This window comes from Actinoallomurus sp. CA-142502 (assembly GCF_050936355.1).
Lineage (GTDB): Bacteria > Actinomycetota > Actinomycetes > Streptosporangiales > Streptosporangiaceae > Actinoallomurus > Actinoallomurus iriomotensis.
This window is the reverse complement of record NZ_JBNJMY010000001.1, coordinates 3,926,605-3,946,361: the sequence shown is the minus strand read 5'-3', so window position 1 is coordinate 3,946,361 and position 19,757 is coordinate 3,926,605. Positions and strand designations below refer to the sequence as shown.

Below are 19,757 nucleotides of genomic sequence, written 5' to 3'. Positions count from 1 at the left end.
CGGACTCCGCCAGACCGGTACCGCGCCCACAATCGGCCCGGGCCTCATCCACCGACCCGGACTCCACCGCACCGCTCCCGCTCGCGGGATCGGCCGACGCCTCGGGTGCCGCCGGGCCGGGATCGCGCCCAGAGTCGGCCAGGGCCTCATCCGCCGACGCGGGCTTCGCTGAGACGTTTCCGCCTCCGGATTCGCGCCCAGGGGCCGATGGGCCGGTTTCGTTCGCGGGCGCGGGCGCGTCCTCGTTCTCGACGCGGGCGTGGCGGGGCGGGATGGCCAGGCGCAGGACGTCCGCGAGGGTGCCCGCGTAGCGGTCGGCGATCTCTCGGGCGAGCGCGGCGATCTCCGGGGCCAGGACCGGCTCCGGGGAGGTGACGCGCTCCAGGTACGCGAGCCGGCCCTCGTGGTCGCTCTTGTCCACGCGTTCGAGCAGGAAGCCGTCCATGAGCTGGCCCGCGAACCGGACCCGGACCCGGCATCCGGGGACGGCCGCCTCGTCCAGCGCCGAGGGGACCAGATAGTCGAAGGGGCGGTCGAGGTGCGGGAGCGGCATGTCCACCGCCACCCGCGCGACCGGGAGCGCCTCGGCGGGCGTGCGGGTGTTCTTCTTGGTCGTGCGCTTACCCCGGCCGGGGCCGCGGTCCCGCGCGCCGCCGGCCGGCGCGGGTGCCGCCGGCTCCGGGAGGTCGCCCATCCCGGGAAGCACGCCCATCTCCACGCCGTCGGTCACCTCTCCGTCCTACCAGACCTCCCCACCGCGAACGCGCGACCACGGCCACGCCCCGCCGCCCCACGAACGTACGCGCCGGAGCCGAACCGGCGCGCCACCCACCCCGACCGGGCGGCCATCGGGGCGGCGACCACGACCCGAACGCCAACCCGTACGCGGGGAGCACGAACAGGAACCCCGCCCCGACCGGGCGGCCATCCCAGCGGCGACCACGACCCGAACACGCCACCCCCCGAACACAGGGAGCACGAACACTCCACCCGACCGAGACACCCACCCCGGCGACAACCACCACCCGAACACGCCAACCCCCGTACACAGGGAGCACGAACCGCACCCGCTCCGACCGAGACGGCCACCCCGGCGGCGGCCACGCCCTGAACACGCCGTCCTCGTACGCGCCGGAGCACGAACAGGCACACCCGGCGGCGACCACTGCCCGCGCACGCCGTCCCCGTGCGTACCGGAGCACAGGGACACCCCAGCGGGACGGCCCTCCCGGGCGGCTACCGACTCGATCGCGGCCACGCCCCGCCGCCGCGGACCCGGACCGGCAGGCCGCCCGCCCCGACCCGGCGATCACGGCCCGCGACACGGAAACGACCGTGGGCCGCGCCCGTAGCGCCGAAGGATCCGGGCGCCTCCCCGGGCGGTCGTCAGGCGTCTTCTCGGACCGTCTTCGAGGCGTGCTCGGCCGCCACGCGTTTGGGGACCACGCCGCGCCAGGCGTCCAGGACGAGTTCGTGCATCTCCTCCACCGAGATGGCGTCCAGACGGACGTCGATCCAGTTGAAGCGCTGGTCCGACACCCGGGGCATCAGGAACTTCTCCGGCTCGGCGGCGATCATCGCCTCCCGCTCCTCCTTGGGGAAGCCACAGCCCATCGTGGTCTCGTCCCGGGAGAGGGCCGCGTAGACGATCTTGCCGACGCGGAACTTCACCCGGTCGCGGATGAGGTGTTCCTCCGAGCGCGGCAGGGTGGACGTCAGGCGGCGGATGTCGTCGATCGTGACCATGGGGCGGCCTCCTCCGTAGCGGCGGCCCTCAGCATGGCACCGGGCACCGACAGACCGCGGCGACGCTCAGGCCGGGGTGAACGTGACCGGTACGGCCTTCGGGCCGCGCAGGCTCGCGACGTGCCAGCGCAGTTCGTCGAACGGCACGGCCAGGGTCAGGTCGGACAGCCGCCGCAGGATCGCGCCGATGGCGATCTCGCCCTCCAGGCGGGCGAGAGGCGCGCCGAGGCAGTAGTGGGCGCCGTGCCCGAACGCCAGGTGCGTGTTCTCCGTACGGGTGACGTCGAGCCGGTCCGGGTCGGCGAAGTGCTCCGGGTCGCGGTCCGCGATGGCCGTGGCGATCATGACGGTGTCGCCCTGCGGGATCCGCACGCCGCCGATCTCCACGTCCTCCGTCGGGAACCGGATCACCCCGGGGTTGACCGGCCCGTCGTAGCGCAGGAGCTCCTCCACCGCGCCGGGCAGCAGGCCCGGGTCGTCGCGGACGAGCTTGAGCTGCTGCGGATGGGCCAGCAGGGTCGCGGTGCCGCCGGCGATGAGGTTGACCGTGGTGATGTACCCGGCGACGAGCAGGAGGAAGGCCATCGCGACCAGCTCGTCCTCCTCCAGGCTCCCCTCGTCGTCACGCGCGGTGATCAGCGCGCTGAGCAGGTCGTCGCCGGAGTGTCCGCGCTTGTCCGCGATCAACCCTTCGAGGTACCCCCACATCCGGCGCCACGCCCGGTCCACGACGTCGCGGTCGTAGTGCTGCTCCTGGCCGAGAATGTCGTCGGTCCACTCCTGGAAGCGCGCGCGGTCGGTGACGGGCACGCCGAGCAGTTCGCAGATGACGGTGACCGGCAGCGGCAGCGCGATGTCGGCGACCAGGTCGGCGCGGCCGGCGGGCGCGACGGCGTCGATCAGGCCGTCGGTGATCTCCTGGACGCGTGGGCGCAGCGCCGCGACGCGGCGGGCGGTGAACGCCTTGGAGACGAGGCGGCGCAGGCGGGTGTGGTCGGGCGGCCCCACCCTGATCATGCTCCGCAGGAACGACTCGCGCTCGGCCGAGGGCAGCAGGTCCAGCAGGCGGCCGTCGGTCGCGTCCCGCAGGTCGCTGCTGAAGCGCGGGTCCGACAGCGCGGCCAGCCCGTCCTCGTACCGGGTGACCAGCCACGCCTCGATGCCGCGTACGGTCGCCACGCGGCGTACGGGGCCCTCGCGGCGCAGCCTCTTGTAGAAGGGGAACGGGTCCGCGACGAACGCCGGGTCGTCGTACGGGAAGACCTCCGGCTCACCCACCGGGCACCTCCTCCTCCCGCCCCACCGCCACTACCGACTGTGCCCGCCCGGACACGCGTCCAAGCACGCGAAAGGGCGGCCCCGGCACATGCCGGGACCGCCCTCATGACCGGAGGCTCAGAGGCCGGCGGCCTCGCGCAGCGCGTCGGCGCGGTGCGTGGTCTCCCACGCGAAGTCCGGCTCCTCGCGGCCGAAGTGGCCGTACGCCGCCGTCTGGGAGTAGATCGGGCGGAGCAGGTCGAGGTCGCGGATGATCGCGGCCGGGCGCAGGTCGAAGACCGCGAGCACGGCCTCCTGGATCTTCTCGACCGGGAGCTTCTCGGTGCCGAAGGTCTCGACGAACAGGCCGACCGGGTGCGCCTTGCCGATGGCGTACGCGACCTGGGCCTCGCAGCGGTCCGCCAGGCCCGCGGCGACGACGTTCTTGGCCACCCAGCGCATGGCGTACGCGGCGGAGCGGTCGACCTTGGACGGGTCCTTGCCGGAGAAGGCGCCGCCGCCGTGGCGGGCCATGCCGCCGTAGGTGTCGATGATGATCTTGCGGCCGGTGAGGCCGGCGTCGCCCATCGGGCCGCCGATCTCGAAGCGCCCGGTCGGGTTGACCAGCAGGCGGTAGCCCTCGGTCTCCAGGTCGAGCTCGGCGACGACCGGGTCGACCACGTGCTCCTTGATGTCCGGCGTCAGCAGGTCGCTCAGGCTGATGTCCGGGGCGTGCTGGGAGGAGACGACGACGGTGTCGAGGCGGACCGGGCGGTCGCCGTCGTACTCGATGGTGACCTGAGTCTTACCATCCGGACGCAGGTATGGCACCACACCGTTGTTGCGGACCGCGGACAGCCGGGCGGCGAGCCGGTGGGCGAGGGTGATCGGCAGCGGCATCAGCTCGGGGGTCTCCCGGCAGGCGTAGCCGAACATCAGGCCCTGGTCGCCGGCGCCCTGACGGTCGAGGTCGTCGGTGCCCTCGCCCTCGCGGGTCTCGTACGCGTCGTCGACGCCCTGGGCGATGTCGGGCGACTGGGCGCCGATCGACACGGACACGCCGCACGAACGCCCGTCAAAGCCCTTGCTGGAGGAGTCGTACCCGATGTCCAGGATCTTCTCCCGGATGACACCGGGGATGTCCACGTACGTCTCGGTGGTGACCTCACCCGCGACGTGAACCTGGCCGGTAGTGATCATGGTCTCGACGGCGACGCGACTCTTGGCATCGTCCTTCAGCATCGCGTCGAGGATCGCATCGCTGATCTGGTCCGCGATCTTGTCCGGGTGACCCTCGGTCACGGATTCTGAGGTGAACAGGCGACGGGACACGTGCGTGTACTCCTTGCAGCGGCTGCTGACTGACGTAAGCAGAGATGGACTTGCGTTTGTCGGTGGCGAAGTCTACCGAGAACGTATTAAAACGCGGGTGGGGCCGTGTCGGCCTCTTCAGGTCATGCGTGCGGCGACCAGATCCCAAACCACGTCGGACAAAGTCTCCTTCGATCCACGCGGCACGTCGACGGCCGCACCGTCGGCGGAGAGGATGACCGCGGCGTTGTCCGGACGGCCGAACGCCAGGTGCTCCCCCACCTGGTTGACCACCAGCAGGTCACAGCCCTTGCGGGCGAGTTTCCGCCGTCCGTTCTCCAGGACGTCGTGGGTCTCGGCGGCGAACCCGACGATCACCCGACCGGCGACGTCGCGCGACTCGCGTACGAGTTCGGCCAGGATGTCGGGATTCTCCACGAGGTGGATCGGCGCCGGCTCGGCACCGGGCGTCTTCTTTATCTTCACGTCCTCGTAGTCGGCCGGGCGGAAGTCGGCCACCGCCGCCGCCATGACCACCGCGTCGGCGTCGGCCGCGGCCTTCAGGACGGCGTCGCGCATCTCCCGTGTCGACCCGGTGCGCACGATCTCGGCGCCGGCCGGGTCGGGCAGGGTGACGTTGGCGGCGACCAGGGTGACCCGCGCGCCGCGGGCCAGTGCCGTACGGGCCAGGGCGTACCCCTGCATGCCCGAGGAGCGGTTGCCGATGAACCGGACGGGGTCGATGGGCTCGCGGGTGCCGCCCGCGGAGACCACGACGTGGCGGCCGGCGAGGTCGCGCGCGGCCGCCGTCCCGCCGCGGGCCAGCACCCCGCGCGCGGCGTCGAAGAGCGCGTCCGGGTCGGGCAGGCGTCCCCTGCCGGAGTCGGCGCCGGTGAGCCGGCCGACCGCGGGCTCGATCACGATGCTCCCCCGCCGGCGGAGCGTCTCGACGTTGGCCTGCGTGGCGGGGTGCTCCCACATCTCCGTGTGCATCGCGGGAGCGAACACGACCGGGCACCGCGCCGTGAGGAGCGTGTTGGTCAGCAGGTCGTCGGCGATGCCGTGCGCCGCCTTGGCCAGGAGGTTCGCCGTGGCGGGCGCGACGAATACCAGGTCGGCGCCCTGCCCGAGGCGTACGTGCGGAACCTCTTCGACGCCGGACCAGACCTCGGTGGTGACCGGTTCGCCGGACAGCGCGGCCCATGTGGGCTCGCCGACGAAGCGCAGTGCGTCACGCGTCGGGATCACCCGGACCCGGTGACCCGACTCGGTCAGCCTCCGCAGCAGTTCACAGACCTTGTACGCGGCGATGCCGCCGCCGACGCCGAGCAGAACGCGCGGCCCCTCACCCGCGGTCGTCATCGCCACGTCCCGCGGTGTGGCCGGTCGCGATCACTTACGGGCCTTCGATGGCCTCGGAGTTGAGCAGGCCCTCGCGGACCTCGCGCAGCGCGATGGACAGCGGCTTTTCCTGCACCTGGGTCTCCACGAGGGGACCGACGTACTCGAGCAGGCCCTCGCCGAGCTGCGCGTAGTAGGCGTTGATCTGGCGGGCGCGCTTGGCACCCATGATCACAAGGCTGTATTTGCTGTCAACGATCTTCAGCAGGTCGTCGATGGGCGGATTGGTGATGCCGTCGGCACCGCCGGGGGCGTTAGAAGCCACTCCCGCGCCTCTCAGTCGTCAGATGGGTGGACAGCCAGCAAGGATATCAGCTCAGCGCAGACGTCCTTGACCGAAGTGTTCACCAGGGTGAGATCGAACTCCTTCTCGGCGGCGAGCTCCTCGCGGGCGGCCGCCAGCCGGCGTTCGATCACCTCGGGCGCCTCGGTGCCACGGCCGACGAGACGGCGCACGAGCTCCTCCCAGGACGGGGGTGCCAGGAAGACGAGCCGTGCGTCCGGCATGGACGCGCGCACCTGGCGGGCGCCCTGCAGGTCGATCTCGAGCAGTGCCGGCACGCCGGCGGCGAGGTGCTCCAGCACCGCACGCCGCGGCGTACCGTAACGATTCCCCGCGAACTCGGCCCACTCGAGCAGTTCGCCTTCGTCGACGAGCCGATCGAACTCGACGTCGTCGGCGAAGAAGTAATGCACGCCGTGGATTTCACCGGGACGGGGCGCACGGGTGGTCACCGAGACCGACAGCCACACCTCGGGGTGGGCCCGCCGGATCTCGGCGACGACCGTGCTCTTGCCGACGCCGGACGGCCCGGAAAGGACCGTCAGGCGCCTGGACGAGATGGAGCCGCCCGCCGCGGACGCGGCGGAACTGGCCGCGGCGGCCGAGCCGCCGCGCCCGTCCGGCGCAAGTCGATCAGCGATTTCCACCGCCGCCGAACTCACGCTCCAGAGCGGCGCGCTGGTTGGCGCCAAGACCCCGCACGCGGCGGGACTCGGCGATACCGAGCCGCTCCATGATCTGCTTAGCGCGGACCTTTCCGACGCCAGGCAGTGATTCCAGGAGAGCCGACACCTTCATCTTTCCGATTACGTCGTCGGCCTGACCATCTTTCAGAACCTCGGCAAGGGAGGTTCCCCCGTGCTTCAGGCGGTCTTTGACCTCGGCACGCTCTTTGCGGGCCTTGGCAGCCTTCTCCAGGGCTGCGGCGCGCTGTTCAGGGGTTAGGGGCGGAAGCGCCACGCCGGGTCACCTCGTGTTTCCACTCGATTGAGTCGGACGGCTTGGGAACCTAGCGAGTTCAGGGCCCATAAAGCAACGTGAAAGCCCGTTTAGCCCGTCATTAAATTGCAGATGTCACTCTATGAGCTGTCCTGAACACGCAGAGTACCCAATCGGGGGGGTTGCTTCACCCCGAACCGTACGACGGCCTGGCGTTTCTTGCGAGGGGCAAACGGCTCAGTCAAGACGAAACGGCGGCGGATGACACTCTGCGGGACACGTTTCGCCGCCGAACACCTCCTTCGGGACGGTCACCCTCCGCCATCTAACTCCCAAACCCCCACAAGCTGCCCTTCGGGGTCCCCTGAGGGCCCTCGCGGGGCGGCTCGTAGGCTCGGGGCGACACGCGACGGGGCCTCGCGACATCCCCGCGGCACGGCGGCCGGCGACCGGCCCGGCGACGCCGCGCTCACGACACGCCCGGCGCGGTCCCTGTCATAACGGGTTGACGGTTTGTGTCACCCGCCGGCAACTCTCGGTGGCCGCGCCGTCCGCGGCGGAGAACCCGGCCGCACGGCCGTCGCTCGCTGCCGCAGTACGGAGGCACTCGACCCTTCTGGGGGTTTAAGGCGGAATTGGCACGTTCCAGCAGGCCGATCGCCGTTTCCGCTGGTCCCTCGCGGCCGGCGAGGGCCGCGTTTTCGTGCCTGAGAGCGTCCCAGCCTCGCGAACCCCCGCTACCCCACGGAGTTCATCAGGTGCCACCGTCCACGGCGGTCAGACGACCTGTCAGCGAGGCGCCGCGGCCGTCGGCGGCTCGGAGCCCGTGGGGCCTTCGCCCGCCGGGCGGGCGATGGAGGGTCTCGACCCGCACGGCCGACGCTTGGTGAGGGCCCGGCGGGGCATCGCAGCGGGGGTGAGGTGTGACGCCCGACACCCAGGCGGCGTCACCGAGGCGACGCTTCGGACGGCACCGGTCATCTCCAGTGACGGAGGTCACCCGGCCACCCCGCCCGCGCCCCAGAGGCGTGACCACACCGATGCGCGGCGAGGAGAGGCTCAGACGTCACCGCTCGCACGGCGATGCGCGAGCCCCCGGCGCCCGGTCCGGAGCGACCGATCACCGGCAGGTCCGCGTCCGACGCGCGAGCCGCCTCCGGCGAGGCCACACGAGGCCGCGGCGCCCGAGTCCGAGGCGGCGGCGATGAGGCGGCCGATCACCAGCAGGCCCACACCCGCGGCCAGAGCGTCCAGCATGGGGCGGCCGATCACCAGCAGGTTTACGCCTGAAGCCGGGGCCTCCGGCGCGGGACGGCCGATCACCAGCAGGTCCACGCCTGAAGCCAGGGCTTCCAGCATTGGGCGGCCGATCACCAGCAGGTCCGGGCCTGAAGCCAGGACCCTCCGGCGTCACCGTGGCCTGGTCCGAGTCGCGGCGTCGCGCGGGCTCCCGGGTGATCAAAGTCACCTCGGGCCCACCTCCGCAGGGGTCGGCGACCGTCCCACGACCACCACCGCGACGAATCCTCGAACGCCACCACCCGCACGCCCTGGCGGCAACCGCCCCGCCACGACCCCACACCGCCGCGGCGACGAGACGGAGGCTCAGACGCTGCCCTCTAACGGCGTCCTCGCTCGCGGCGACGCCCGGGCGATCAAAGTGATCTGGGGCCCGCCTCTGCAGGGCCGGCAACCCACGACCAGCACACCCACACCGCGACGAACCCCGGACGCCGCCACCCGCACGCGCCAGAAACGGCATCCCACGAGAGACACACGGCGATCAAAAAGCTCAGAAGCCACCGCTCGTACGGCGCAGAGCGATGCGCGTGCCCCGGTCCAGAGCGACCACTCACGAGCAGGTCCGCGAGCCTCCTCCGGCGAGGCCACACGGGGTCACGGCGTCCGGATCAAAGGCAGCGGTGCTGAGGCGGCCGATCGCCCCCGGTGTCGCCACGCGGGCCTGCTCCTGGGTCGCGGCGCCCAGTCACCTCCGCCGGGCCGTCGGCCCAGCACCACGACGGAAGCCCGAACGCCACCACCCGCACCGCCCCAGAGCGCGGCGGCCATCCCACAGCGGCGGGAGAAGGTCAGACACCGCCGCTCGTACGGCGTAGGGCTGCGGTGGGGCGGCCGATCACCAGCAGGTCCGCACCCGACGCCAGGGCCTCCTCAGGGGTCGCCACGCGGGCCTGGTCCTGGGTCGCGGCGCCGCGGAACCCCGTCACCTCCGGGCGCGCCTTCGCAGGGCCGACGGCCCAGCACCGCGACGACACCACCAGTCCGAACGCCACCCGCCAGAGTGCGGCGGCCATCCCATGGCTGGGGAAAGGTTCAGACGCTGCCGCTCGTGCGGCGCAGGGCGGCGGCGATGTCCGCGGCCGCGGCGCCCGGGTCCGGGGCGGCGGTGATGGGGCGGCCGATCACCAGCAGGTCCGCACCCGACGCCAGGGCCTCCTCCGGTGTCGCCACGCGGGCCTGGTCCTGGGTCGCGGCGCCGCGTGGGCGGACGCCCGGGGTGATCAAAGTCACGTCCGGGCCCACCTCCGCGCGTACCGCGGCGGCCTCCATCGGGGAGCACACGAGCGCCTGGGCGCCCGCCCCGACCGCGAGGGCGGACAGCCGGCGTACGGCGTCCAGCGCCGGGCCCGACAGGCCGATGCTCGTCAGGTCGTCCTCCGCCAGGGACGTGAGAACCGTCACAGCGGCGATCTTGGTGTTCGGCGCGGCCTCGGCGGCGGCGCGGATCATCGAGGCGCCGCCGACCGCGTGGACGGTGAGGTACGCCGGCTTGAGGCGGGACACCGCACGCGCCGCCCCGGCCACCGTGGCGGGGATGTCGTGCAGCTTCAGGTCGAGGAAGACCTGGACACCGGTGGCGCCGCGGACGCTGGCCACCACGTCCGGCCCGTACCGGAGGTACAGCTCCAGCCCGACCTTGACCGTGCTGACGTGAGGTGTCACCAGTGTCGCCCAGCGGGCGGCCGTCTCGAGGTCCGGCGCGTCCAGGGCGACGGCGATGGGGGCGAGGTTCACTGCAGACTCTCCTGTTCCGTCGGCTCACCGACACCGACGTTGGGGTCGATGCGCCGGATCAGTGTGCCCGCCGGTTTGTGGGCCAGTCCGACCGCGTCGGCCAGTCCGGTGATGCCGCGCTCCCGCAGCGCGGTGTCCAGTTCGCGGAGGATCCGTGTGCACGCGGACGGATCGTGGAGGTTCGCCGTGCCGACCGCGACCGCCGACGCGCCCGCCAGGATGAGTTCCAGCGCGTCGGTTCCCGTGCGCACGCCGCCCATGCCGATGATCGGGACCTCGGGCAGCGCCGCGTGCACCTGGTAGACGCAGCGGACCGCGACGGGCCGGATGGCCGGGCCGGACAGCCCTCCGGTGACACCGGCCAGACGTGGCCGGAAGCTCCAGGTGTCCACGGCCATGCCGTGCAGCGTGTTGATCATCGACAGGCCGTCGGCGCCGGCGTCCGCGCAGGCCATCGCGACGCCGACCACGTCGGTCACGTCCGCCGACAGCTTGGCGAAGACGGGCACGCCCCGGCGTGTGTTGGTGCGTACGGCGCGGACGACCTCGGCGGCGGCCGTCGGGTGGGCGGCGAACATCAGGCCGCGGTCCTCGACGTTCGGGCAGGAGGTGTTGATCTCGACCGCGGTGACGCCGGGCGCGCTGTTGAGGCGCTTGGCGACCTCGGCGTACTCCTCGACGCTGTTTCCGGCGATCGAGACGATCGTGCGGGCGCCCTGCTCGTCGAGCCACGGCAGGTCGCGGTCCAGGAAGACGTCGATCCCCGGTCCCTGCAGGCCGGTGGAGTTGAGCACGCCGCTCGGCGTCTCGGCGAGCCGGGGCGCGGGGCGCCCGGCGCGCGGTTCGGGAGTGATCGACGGCGTGACGATCGCGCCGAGCTTGGCGACGTGGAAGAAGCGGCCCAGTTCGCGCCCGGTGCCGCCACAGCCGGACGCGGTCATGATCGGGTTCGGCAGCGAGACCGGACCGAGCCGGGTCCGCAGATCAACGCTCATGAACCCTCCTTCGTCGGAGGAGAGACCATGCGCGCGTGTTCTTTGACTCGCTCGCTCCGCTCACTCATGGAACCCTCCTCCGTCGAGGAGAGACCATGCGCGCGTGTTGTTCGACTCGCTCGCTCCGCTCACTCATGGGCGTTCTCCCAGGCGCAGGGCGCGCGGGGCGCCCAGCGCGTCGAACGGGATGGTGCCGACGTCGTCCCAGCGCACGCGTTCGCCGCGGAACACCGGGCCCTCGACGCAGGTACGGACCATGTGGGTGGCGCCGTCGTCGCCGATCACCGGGAGCACGCAGGCCATGCACACCCCGGTGCCGCACGCCATCGGCTCCTCCACCGCGACCTGGGCCGGGATGCCGTATCCCGCGCAGGTGCGGCTGACCGACCGCAGCGTCTCCAGCGGCGCGCAGGCGTACACGACCTCCGCCTGGGCGCCCTCGATGGCGCTGGCGAGGAGGTCCTCGACCCGGCCCGCCGAACCCAGCGAACCGTCCTCCGTGGCCACCGCGACCGAGTCGCCGGCGCGGCGGGCGCCACGCGCGCCGTGCACCTCCTCGGTGCCGGCCCCGCCGAGGAGGAAGTGCAGCGGGCAGTCGCGCTGGCGCAGCACGGCGGCGAGCGGGAACAGCGCCGCGCTGGCGTGCGCGACGCCCAGCAGCACGCAGGTCACCGGGTAGCGCGGCAGCGGGAAGGGCCGGCCGAGCGGCCCGGCGACATCCACGATGTCGCGCGGGCGCAGCCCGGCGAGCCACTGCGTGCCCTTGCCGCGTACCGAGAAGACGATCTCGACGGTGCCGCCGTAGTCCGGTTTGACCTCGCGGACGGCGAAACAGCGTCGCAGCAGCATGCTGGACTGTTCACCGCCGACCGCGAGGGCGACGAACTGGCCGGGCCGGAAACGCTCCGCGACGCCGGGGGCGACGAGGGTCATCGTCTGGTACGCCCCGATCCGCCGCATGGTGAGCACGGTTCCCGGCACCTGCACCGGCGACGAGTCCGTCACTCGCCTCCTCCGCTCAACGGCTCCCCCTGAGATGCTCCGCGTGTTCTTGCAGCGACCGCACGCCGACGTTGCCGGCGGTGATCGCCTCGATGCCCTGGACCGCGGCGCTGAGCGCCTGCACCGTGGTGAGGCACGGAACGCCGCGAAGCACCGCCGCGGTGCGGATCTCGTATCCGTCGAGCCGCGGGCCGGACTGCCCCGGGCTGCCGAACGGGGTGTTGACGATGAGGTCGACCTCTCCGTCGAGAATGCGCCGCACGATCGTCGGCTCGCCGTCGGGCCCGGTTCCGGCACTGTGCTTACGAACGATCTTGGCATGGACGCCGTTGCGCCGCAGGACTTCGGCGGTGCCCTCGGTTGCGAGAATCTCAAAACCTAGGTCAGCGAGGCGTTTGACCGGGAAGATCATGGCTCGTTTGTCCCGGTTGGCCACGGAGACGAAGGCGCGTCCCTTGGTCGGCAGCGAGCCGTACGCCGCCGCCTGCGACTTGGCGTACGCCGTGCCGAAGTCGGCGTCGATGCCCATGACCTCTCCCGTCGAACGCATCTCCGGGCCGAGGATCGTATCGACGCCGCGCCCCTCGGGGGTGCGGAACCGGTCGAAGGGCAGCACCGCCTCCTTGACCGCGATGGGCGCGTCGAGGGGCAGGTCGCCTCCGTCGCCGGTCGCGGGCAGCAGCCCCTCGGCGCGCAGCCGGGCGATCGGCGTGCCCAGCATGACGCGCGCGGCGGCCTTGGCGAGCGGCACCGCGGTCGCCTTGGAGACGAACGGCACCGTACGGGAGGCGCGGGGGTTGGCCTCCAGGACGTACAGGACGCCGGCGGCGAGGGCGTACTGCACGTTGATCAGGCCGCGGACGCCGATCTCCCGGGCGAGGGCCTCGGTGGAGGACCGGATGCGGGAGATGTCCTCGTGCCCGAGCGTGATCGGCGGCAGCGCGCAGGCGGAGTCGCCGGAGTGGATGCCGGCCTCCTCGATGTGCTCCATGACGCCGCCGAGGTACAGCTCGGTGCCGTCGTAGAGCGCGTCGACGTCGATCTCGATCGCGTCGTCGAGGAACCGGTCCACCAGCACGGGGTGCTCGGGGCTCCACTGGCCGCCGCCGCCCGACGCCCGCTCGATGTAGGACTTCAGCGTGTCGGCGTCGTAGACGATCTCCATGCCGCGCCCGCCGAGGACGTAGGAGGGCCGGACGAGGACCGGGTAGCCGATCTCGCCGGCGATCTCCGCGGCCTCCTCGTACGTCGTGGCGGTGCCGTGCTTGGGCGCGGGCAGCCCGGCGCGTTCGAGGACGCGGCCGAACGCGCCGCGCTCCTCGGCGAGGTGGATGCTCTCCGGCGAGGTGCCGACCACGGGCACGCCGGCGTCCTTGAGGCTCTGCGCGAGGCCGAGGGGCGTCTGCCCGCCGAGCTGCACGATCACCCCGGCGACCTCGCCGGTCTCCTGCTCGGCGTGCACGACCTCCAGGACGTCCTCCAGGGTGAGCGGCTCGAAGTAGAGCCGGTCGGAGGTGTCGTAGTCGGTCGAGACGGTCTCGGGGTTGCAGTTGACCATGACGGTCTCGTAGCCCGCCTCGGCGAGCGTGAAGGACGCGTGCACGCAGCTGTAGTCGAACTCGATGCCCTGGCCGATGCGGTTCGGCCCGCTGCCGAGGATGATCACCTTGGGCTTCTCGCCCGGCGGGACCTCGGTCTCCTCGTCGTAGGTGGAGTACAGGTACGGCGTCTCGGCGGCGAACTCCGCGGCGCAGGTGTCGACGGTCAGGTAGACCGGCCGGACGCCGAGGGCGTGCCGCAGCCCGCGGATCAGCTCGGCGGACACGCCGCGGATCTCGGCGATCTGCGCGTCGGAGAACCCGTGCCGCTTCGCCTCGCGCAGCGCCTCGGGGTCGAGCTGCTCGCCGGTGAGCGTCGCGGCGATCTCGTCCAGCGCGGCGATCTGGTCGAGGAACCACGGGTCGATCGCGGTCGCCTCGTGCACCTCCTCGATCGTCGCGCCGGCCCGCATCGCCTGCTGGGCCGCGCGCAGCCGGCCGTCGTGGGGCCGGGAGGCGCGCTCGAGCAGGTCGTCCTTCAACGCGGCGCGCTCGTCCGCGGGCAGCGCCTCCGGCCCCGGGGCCCAGGAGAACGACGCCCCGGACCGTTCGAGGGACCGCAGGGCCTTCTGCAGCGCCTCGGAGAAGGACCGGCCGATCGCCATGGCCTCCCCCACGGACTTCATGTGGGTCGTCAGGGTCTCGTCGGCGCCGGGGAACTTCTCGAACGCGAACCGCGGAGCCTTCACCACGACGTAGTCCAGGCTGGGCTCGAAGCTCGCCGGGGTCTCGCGGGTGATGTCGTTGCGGATCTCGTCGAGGGTGTACCCCACCGCGAGCCGGGCGGCGATCTTGGCGATCGGGAAGCCCGTGGCCTTGGAGGCGAGCGCGCTGGACCGCGAGACGCGCGGGTTCATCTCGATGACGATCATGCGGCCGGTGCGCGGGTCGATGGCGAACTGGATGTTGCAGCCGCCGGTGTCGACGCCGACGGCGCGGATCACCGCGATGCCGACGTCGCGCATGTGCTGGTATTCGCGGTCGGTGAGCGTCATGGCCGGCGCGACGGTGATCGAGTCGCCGGTGTGCACGCCCATCGGGTCGACGTTCTCGATGGAGCACACGACCACGACGTTGTCGTGCTTGTCGCGCATCAGCTCCAGCTCGTACTCCTTCCAGCCGAGGATGGACTCCTCCAGGAGCACCTCGGTGGTCGGGCTGGCGGCCAGGCCCGCGCCGGCGATGCGGTGCAGGTCCGCCTCGTCGTAGGCCATGCCGGATCCGGCGCCGCCCATCGTGAACGAGGGCCGCACCACCATGGGGTAGCCGAGCGTGTCGGCGGCGGCGAGGCAGTCGTCCATGCTGTGGCAGATCACGCTGCGCGCGGACTCGGCGCCGATGTCGGCGACGATCTGCTTGAACCGCTCGCGGTTCTCCCCCGCCTGGATGGCGTCGACGTTCGCGCCGATCAGCTCGACGCCGTACTTGTCCAGGGCACCGGACTCGTGCAGCGCGATCGCGGTGTTGAGCGCGGTCTGGCCGCCCAGCGTGGGCAGCAGCGCGTCGGGGCGTTCCTTGGCGATGACCTGCTCGACCGTCGCGGGCGTGATCGGCTCGACGTACGTCGCGTCGGCGATCTCCGGGTCGGTCATGATCGTCGCGGGGTTGCTGTTGACCAGGGCGACGCGAAGGCCCTCGGCCTTGAGGACCCGGCACGCCTGGGTGCCGGAGTAGTCGAACTCGGCGGCCTGGCCGATCACGATCGGGCCGGAGCCGATGACGAGGACGGACTTGATGTCGGTACGGCGCGGCATCAGACCCCCTGTGCGGACGCGATCGCGGCGGCGGCCAGAACGGCCACGGTCAGCAGTGCCGCGACGGCCGCGGCGAGGAGCGCGCGCGGGCTGGGCGCCTTCGCGCGCAGCACCGCGTCGTTGGGATCGACCGGGACGTGGCCGTGCGACCCGGCGTCGGACGCGTGGTCGGCCTCGTGGCTGGAAACGTCGCTCATTTGCTCATCAGCTCGCAGAAGGTCTCGAAAAGGCCGGTGGCGTCGTGCGGGCCGGGGGCGGCCTCGGGGTGGTACTGGACGCTGAACGCGGGACGGTCGAGCAGCCGCAGGCCCTCGACCACGCCGTCGTTCAGGTCGACGTGGGTGACCTCGGCGCGGCCGAACTCGGTGTCGAACGGCCCGTCGAGGGGCGCCTCGACGGCGAACCCGTGATTGTGGCTGGTGATGTGGACCCGGCCGGTGGCGCGGTCCTGCACCGGCTGGTTGACCCCGCGGTGGCCGAACCTCAGCTTGTAGGTGTCCAGGCCGAGGGCGCGGCCGAGCATCTGGTTGCCCAGACAGATGCCGAAGACCGGCCGGCCCTCCTCCAGCACGCCCTTCATCGAGTCGACGGCGTAGCCGCACGCGGCCGGGTCGCCGGGCCCGTTGCTGTAGAAGATCCCGTCGGGCTCCAGCGCGAGGATCTCCTCGGCGGTCGCCGTCGCGGGCAGCACGTGCACCTCACAGCCGCGTTCGGCCATGCGGCGCGGGGTCATCGTCTTGATCCCCAGGTCCACGGCGGCGACCCGGTGGCGCACCTCGCCGTCGGGCCGTACGACGTAGGGCTCGGGGGTGGAGACGACGCGGGCCAGGTCGGCGCCGATCATGTCGGGGCTGGCCAGGACCCGCTTCAGCAGCGCGTCCGGGTCGGTCTCCTCGGTGCTGATGCCGGCCCGCATGGCACCGCGGTCGCGCAGGTGACGCGTGAGCGCCCGGGTGCCCTGCACGGCGATGCCGACCACGCCGTACGCGCGCAGCTCGTCCTCCAGGGACCGCCGCGCCCGCCAGCTCGACGTGATGCGCGAGGGCTCACGGACGACGTACCCGGCGACCTGGACGCGACCCGACTCGGGGTCCTCGTCGTTGACGCCGGTGTTGCCGATGTGCGGGGCCGTCATGGCGACGATCTGCTGGGCGTAGGAGGGGTCGGTGAGGGTCTCCTGGTAGCCGGTCATGCCGGTGTTGAAGACCACCTCGCCGAACGCCTCGCCCTCGGCCCCGTACGCGGTGCCGCGAAAGGTGCGCCCGTCCTCCAGAACGAGCAGCGCCTGCTTCATACGGTCTTCCCCTCCAGAACGGTAGGACGCCCGCGCAGGAACGTCGCGTGAACGCGGCCGGGCAGTTCGAGCCCGGCGAACGGAGTGTTGCGGCTCTTGGACACCGAGGCCGCCGGGTCGACCACCCTGCGCACGCCGGGGTCGTACAGGGTGAGGTTGGCCGGCGCTCCCGGGACGGGCAGGTGCCCCTGCCCGGCGAGGCGGCCGATGCGCGCCGGGCGTACGGACATGCGGTCGGCCAGGCCGGCCCAGTCGAGCAGCCCCGTGTCGACCATGGCCGCCTGCGCGACGGACAGGGCCGTCTCGAGCCCGATCATGCCCATCGCCGCGGGTGACCACTCGGTCTCCTTGGCCTCGACCGGGTGCGGCGCGTGGTCGGTCGCGACGCAGTCGATCGTGCCGTCGGCCAGCGCCTCGCGCAGCGCCTCGACGTCGGCCTTCGTACGGAGCGGCGGGTTGACCTTGTAGATCGGGTCGTAGGTCTCGGCGAGCTCGTCGGTGAGGAACAGGTGGTGCGGCGTCACCTCGGCGGTGACCTGCCAGCCCTTGCTCTTCGCCCACCGGATGATCTCCACCGAGCCGGCCGTGGAGACGTGGCAGACGTGCAGGCGGGAGCCGACGTGGGCGGCGAGCAGGCAGTCGCGGGAGATGATCGCCTCCTCGGCCACGGCCGGCCAGCCGGCCAGGCCGAGACGCCCGGAGACCTCCCCCTCGTTCATCTGTGCGTGCTCGGTCAGGCGCGGCTCCTGCGCGTGCTGGGCGACGACGCCGTCGAAGGCCTTGACGTACTCCAGCGCGCGGCGCATCAGGACCGCGTCGTCGACGCAGTGGCCGTCGTCGGAGAAGACCCGTACGTGCGCCGCGGAGTCGGCCATGGCGCCGAGCTCTGCGAGCTGGCGGCCCTCGATGCCGCGGGTGACCGCGCCGACCGGGTGGACGTCGCAGTGGCCGGCCTCGCGGCCGAGGCGCCAGACCTGCTCGACCACGCCGGCCGTGTCGGCGACGGGCTCGGTGTTGGCCATGGCGTGCACGGCGGTGAACCCGCCCGCCGCCGCGGCCCGCGTGCCGGACTCGACCGTCTCGGCGTCCTCGCGGCCGGGCTCACGCAGATGGGTGTGCAGGTCGACGAGGCCGGGCAGGGCGATGAGGCCGTCCGCGTCGATCGTCTCGGCGTCCTTGGGGGCCAGGCCCGTGCCGATCTCGGTGATGACGCCGTCTTCCATGCGGATGTCCCGCGCCTCGCCGCCGAGAATGCGGGCGCCCTTGATCAGGTACGTCATTCGCCTTCCGTTCTGGAGTTGCCGATCGCGGGCTCGGAGCCGCCCAGGAGGAGGTAGAGGACGGCCATGCGCACGGTCACGCCGTTGGCGACCTGCTCGACGATGGTCGAGCGCGTGGAGTCGGCCACCTCGGCGGCGATCTCGACGCCGCGGTTCATCGGGCCGGGGTGCATGACCAGGGCGTGGTCCGGCAGGGCGTCCATGCGCCGGGCGTCCAGCCCGTACCTCCTGCTGTACTCCCGCACGGTCGGGAAGTAGGCGGCGTTCATCCGCTCCTGCTGGACCCGCAGCATCATGACGACGTCGCTCTTGGGCAGGACCGCGTCGAAGTCGTAGGCGATCTCGCACGGCCATGTGCCGACCGCGACCGGGAACAGCGTGGGCGGCGCGACCAGGGTGACCTCGGCGCCGAGCGTGTTCAGCAGCAGGACGTTGGAGCGCGCGACGCGGCTATGGAGGATGTCGCCGACGATCGTGATCCGGCGGCCCTCGAGGTCGCCGAGCCGGCGCCTCATCGTGTACGCGTCGAGCAGGGCCTGGGTCGGGTGCTCGTGCGTGCCGTCGCCGGCGTTGACCACGCTGCCGCGGACCCACGTGGCGAGGCGGTGCGGCGCTCCCGAGGCGCTGTGCCGGATCACGACGCCGTCCGCGCCCATCGCCTCGAGCGTCAGCGCGGTGTCCTTCAGGCTCTCGCCCTTGGACACGCTCGACCCCTTGGCGGAGAAGTTGATCACATCCGCGGACAGGCGCTTGGCGGCCGCCTCGAAGGAGATCCGGGTCCTCGTCGAGTCCTCGAAGAAGAGGTTGACGACCGTACGGCCGCGGAGCGTGGGCAGTTTCTTGATGGGCCGATCGGCGACGCTCGCGAGTTCCTCGGCGGTGTCGAGGATCAGCAGGGCGTCGTCCTTCGTCAGGTCGGCCGCGGAGATCAGATGCTGTTTCACTTGCCGGCCTCCAGCAGGACGGCGTCGCGGCCGTCCACCTCCTCGACCAGCACCCGCACGGTCTCCTTCGCGCTCGTCGGGAGGTTCTTCCCGACGTAGTCGGCGCGGATGGGGAGCTCGCGGTGGCCGCGGTCGACCAGCGTGGCGAGCTGGACCGCTCGCGGGCGGCCGAGGTCGTTCAGGGCGTCGAGGGCCGCACGCACGGTGCGACCGGAGTACAGGACGTCGTCGATGAGCACCACGACGCGGTCGTCGACGCCTTCGGGCGGCAGTTCGGTACGCCCGAGGGCGCGCGCCGGCCGCAGGCGGAGATCGTCGCGGTACATCGTCACGTCGAGGGAGCCCTGCGGAACCGGGCGCCCTTCGACCTCCTCGATGCGCCGGGCGAGGCGCTCGGCCAGGGTCACCCCTCGTGTCGGGATTCCGAGGAGAACGATGTCCTCGCCGCCTTTGGTGCGTTCGAGGATCTCGTGGGCGATACGCGTGAGAGCGCGACGAATGTCCGGCGCTTCGAGTACAGATTTGTGACTCATGTCACCATTGGGAGAGGACCTGTGCGGGGGCACAGAGGCAGCACTCACCGTCTAACCTCCTTTCCCGCCTCACTGGACGGGCCTTAAAGGATCGGCGTTTTCACGGTAGCAGCCCGTTGCCGAGGCAACGTCACCCGGTGGCGTGGCGTTTGCCCAGGCAGAGACGGTACGGTGTCGGCCTCGACAGTCACGGAAAGCCTTGAGCCGTAAGGGTTTTCGCCGCTTCGTCGGCCGACGTTCACGCGAGACGCGTGATGACGGATTCGACCGCTTTTTTCCAATCGGCTTGACCTGGAGGCGTACCCGTTTTACCGTCACTGTCCGTAACCATCCCAGGAGATGGACCCCTCGGGCAGCCGGCCCCGGCCGGTTGACAGTGCGCCC

17 protein-coding genes and 2 pseudogenes are annotated in these 19,757 nt (G+C 71.8%); all 19 read right to left on the bottom strand.

Features of this window, described 5'->3' with window-relative positions:
- Positions 1 to 280: 280 nt before the first annotated feature.
- Positions 281 to 694 (bottom strand): annotated as a pseudogene (locus ACQEV1_RS19125) (primosome assembly protein PriA); the annotation flags it as partial.
- 692 nt (positions 695 to 1,386) lie between these two features.
- Positions 1,387 to 1,746, bottom strand: coding sequence for an MmcQ/YjbR family DNA-binding protein (locus ACQEV1_RS19120; RefSeq protein WP_433394924.1), 360 nt, complete (start codon positions 1,744 to 1,746; stop codon positions 1,387 to 1,389).
- A 66-nt stretch (positions 1,747 to 1,812) separates the two neighbouring features.
- Positions 1,813 to 3,024: a cytochrome P450 family protein gene (locus ACQEV1_RS19115; protein WP_433394922.1), complete on the bottom strand. Its 1,212-nt coding sequence runs from the start codon at positions 3,022 to 3,024 to the stop codon at positions 1,813 to 1,815.
- A 117-nt stretch (positions 3,025 to 3,141) separates the two neighbouring features.
- The gene (gene metK / locus ACQEV1_RS19110) at positions 3,142 to 4,335 is read right to left on the bottom strand and encodes a methionine adenosyltransferase (RefSeq protein WP_285616970.1); all 1,194 of its coding nucleotides are present in this window, start codon (positions 4,333 to 4,335) and stop codon (positions 3,142 to 3,144) included.
- Positions 4,336 to 4,452: 117 nt separating this feature from the next.
- Positions 4,453 to 5,676 (bottom strand): bifunctional phosphopantothenoylcysteine decarboxylase/phosphopantothenate--cysteine ligase CoaBC, encoded by a 1,224-nt coding sequence (gene coaBC / locus ACQEV1_RS19105; protein ID WP_285616972.1) that lies wholly within the window; start codon positions 5,674 to 5,676, stop codon positions 4,453 to 4,455.
- Between the two features lie 34 nt (positions 5,677 to 5,710).
- The gene (gene rpoZ / locus ACQEV1_RS19100; RefSeq protein ID WP_285566731.1) at positions 5,711 to 5,980 is read right to left on the bottom strand and encodes a DNA-directed RNA polymerase subunit omega; all 270 of its coding nucleotides are present in this window, start codon (positions 5,978 to 5,980) and stop codon (positions 5,711 to 5,713) included.
- Positions 5,981 to 5,991: 11 nt separating this feature from the next.
- A complete protein-coding gene (gmk, locus tag ACQEV1_RS19095) occupies positions 5,992 to 6,558 on the bottom strand; it encodes a guanylate kinase (RefSeq protein WP_285618855.1) in 567 nt (188 codons plus the stop codon).
- 73 nt (positions 6,559 to 6,631) lie between these two features.
- Entirely contained in the window at positions 6,632 to 6,958 is a 327-nt protein-coding gene (gene mihF / locus ACQEV1_RS19090) for an integration host factor, actinobacterial type (protein ID WP_252782942.1), read from the bottom strand.
- A 1,038-nt stretch (positions 6,959 to 7,996) separates the two neighbouring features.
- Positions 7,997 to 8,296, bottom strand: a complete 300-nt coding sequence (locus tag ACQEV1_RS19085; protein WP_433394918.1) for a hypothetical protein — start codon at positions 8,294 to 8,296, stop codon at positions 7,997 to 7,999.
- Between the two features lie 731 nt (positions 8,297 to 9,027).
- Positions 9,028 to 9,150: pseudogene (locus ACQEV1_RS19080) on the bottom strand (orotidine-5'-phosphate decarboxylase); the annotation flags it as partial.
- A gap of 121 nt (positions 9,151 to 9,271) precedes the next feature.
- Positions 9,272 to 9,973 carry an orotidine-5'-phosphate decarboxylase gene (gene pyrF / locus ACQEV1_RS19075; protein ID WP_285616975.1) on the bottom strand — a complete coding sequence of 234 codons (702 nt, stop codon included), beginning with the start codon at positions 9,971 to 9,973 and terminating at the stop codon, positions 9,272 to 9,274.
- Entirely contained in the window at positions 9,970 to 10,968 is a 999-nt protein-coding gene (locus ACQEV1_RS19070) for a dihydroorotate dehydrogenase (RefSeq protein WP_285616977.1), read from the bottom strand. Before ACQEV1_RS19070 ends, pyrF begins: the two co-directional genes overlap by 4 nt.
- A 132-nt stretch (positions 10,969 to 11,100) precedes the next feature.
- Entirely contained in the window at positions 11,101 to 11,973 is an 873-nt protein-coding gene (locus ACQEV1_RS19065) for a dihydroorotate dehydrogenase electron transfer subunit (RefSeq protein ID WP_285566734.1), read from the bottom strand.
- 13 nt (positions 11,974 to 11,986) lie between these two features.
- Positions 11,987 to 15,322, bottom strand: coding sequence for a carbamoyl-phosphate synthase large subunit (carB, locus tag ACQEV1_RS19060; RefSeq protein ID WP_433394915.1), 3,336 nt, complete (start codon positions 15,320 to 15,322; stop codon positions 11,987 to 11,989).
- On the bottom strand, positions 15,322 to 15,519 hold the full coding sequence (locus tag ACQEV1_RS19055) for a hypothetical protein (protein ID WP_285566739.1): 198 nt from the start codon (positions 15,517 to 15,519) through the stop codon (positions 15,322 to 15,324). The genes carB and ACQEV1_RS19055 overlap by 1 nt, the downstream gene beginning before the upstream one ends.
- On the bottom strand, positions 15,516 to 16,616 hold the full coding sequence (gene carA, locus ACQEV1_RS19050; protein WP_433394913.1) for a glutamine-hydrolyzing carbamoyl-phosphate synthase small subunit: 1,101 nt from the start codon (positions 16,614 to 16,616) through the stop codon (positions 15,516 to 15,518). The genes ACQEV1_RS19055 and carA overlap by 4 nt, the downstream gene beginning before the upstream one ends.
- On the bottom strand, positions 16,613 to 17,896 hold the full coding sequence (locus ACQEV1_RS19045) for a dihydroorotase (protein ID WP_285566743.1): 1,284 nt from the start codon (positions 17,894 to 17,896) through the stop codon (positions 16,613 to 16,615). The genes carA and ACQEV1_RS19045 overlap by 4 nt, the downstream gene beginning before the upstream one ends.
- Positions 17,893 to 18,840 carry an aspartate carbamoyltransferase catalytic subunit gene (locus ACQEV1_RS19040; RefSeq protein ID WP_285566745.1) on the bottom strand — a complete coding sequence of 316 codons (948 nt, stop codon included), beginning with the start codon at positions 18,838 to 18,840 and terminating at the stop codon, positions 17,893 to 17,895. Before ACQEV1_RS19040 ends, ACQEV1_RS19045 begins: the two co-directional genes overlap by 4 nt.
- Positions 18,837 to 19,373, bottom strand: coding sequence for a bifunctional pyr operon transcriptional regulator/uracil phosphoribosyltransferase PyrR (pyrR, locus tag ACQEV1_RS19035; RefSeq protein ID WP_285566747.1), 537 nt, complete (start codon positions 19,371 to 19,373; stop codon positions 18,837 to 18,839). Before pyrR ends, ACQEV1_RS19040 begins: the two co-directional genes overlap by 4 nt.
- Between the last annotated feature and the right edge of the window lie 384 nt (positions 19,374 to 19,757).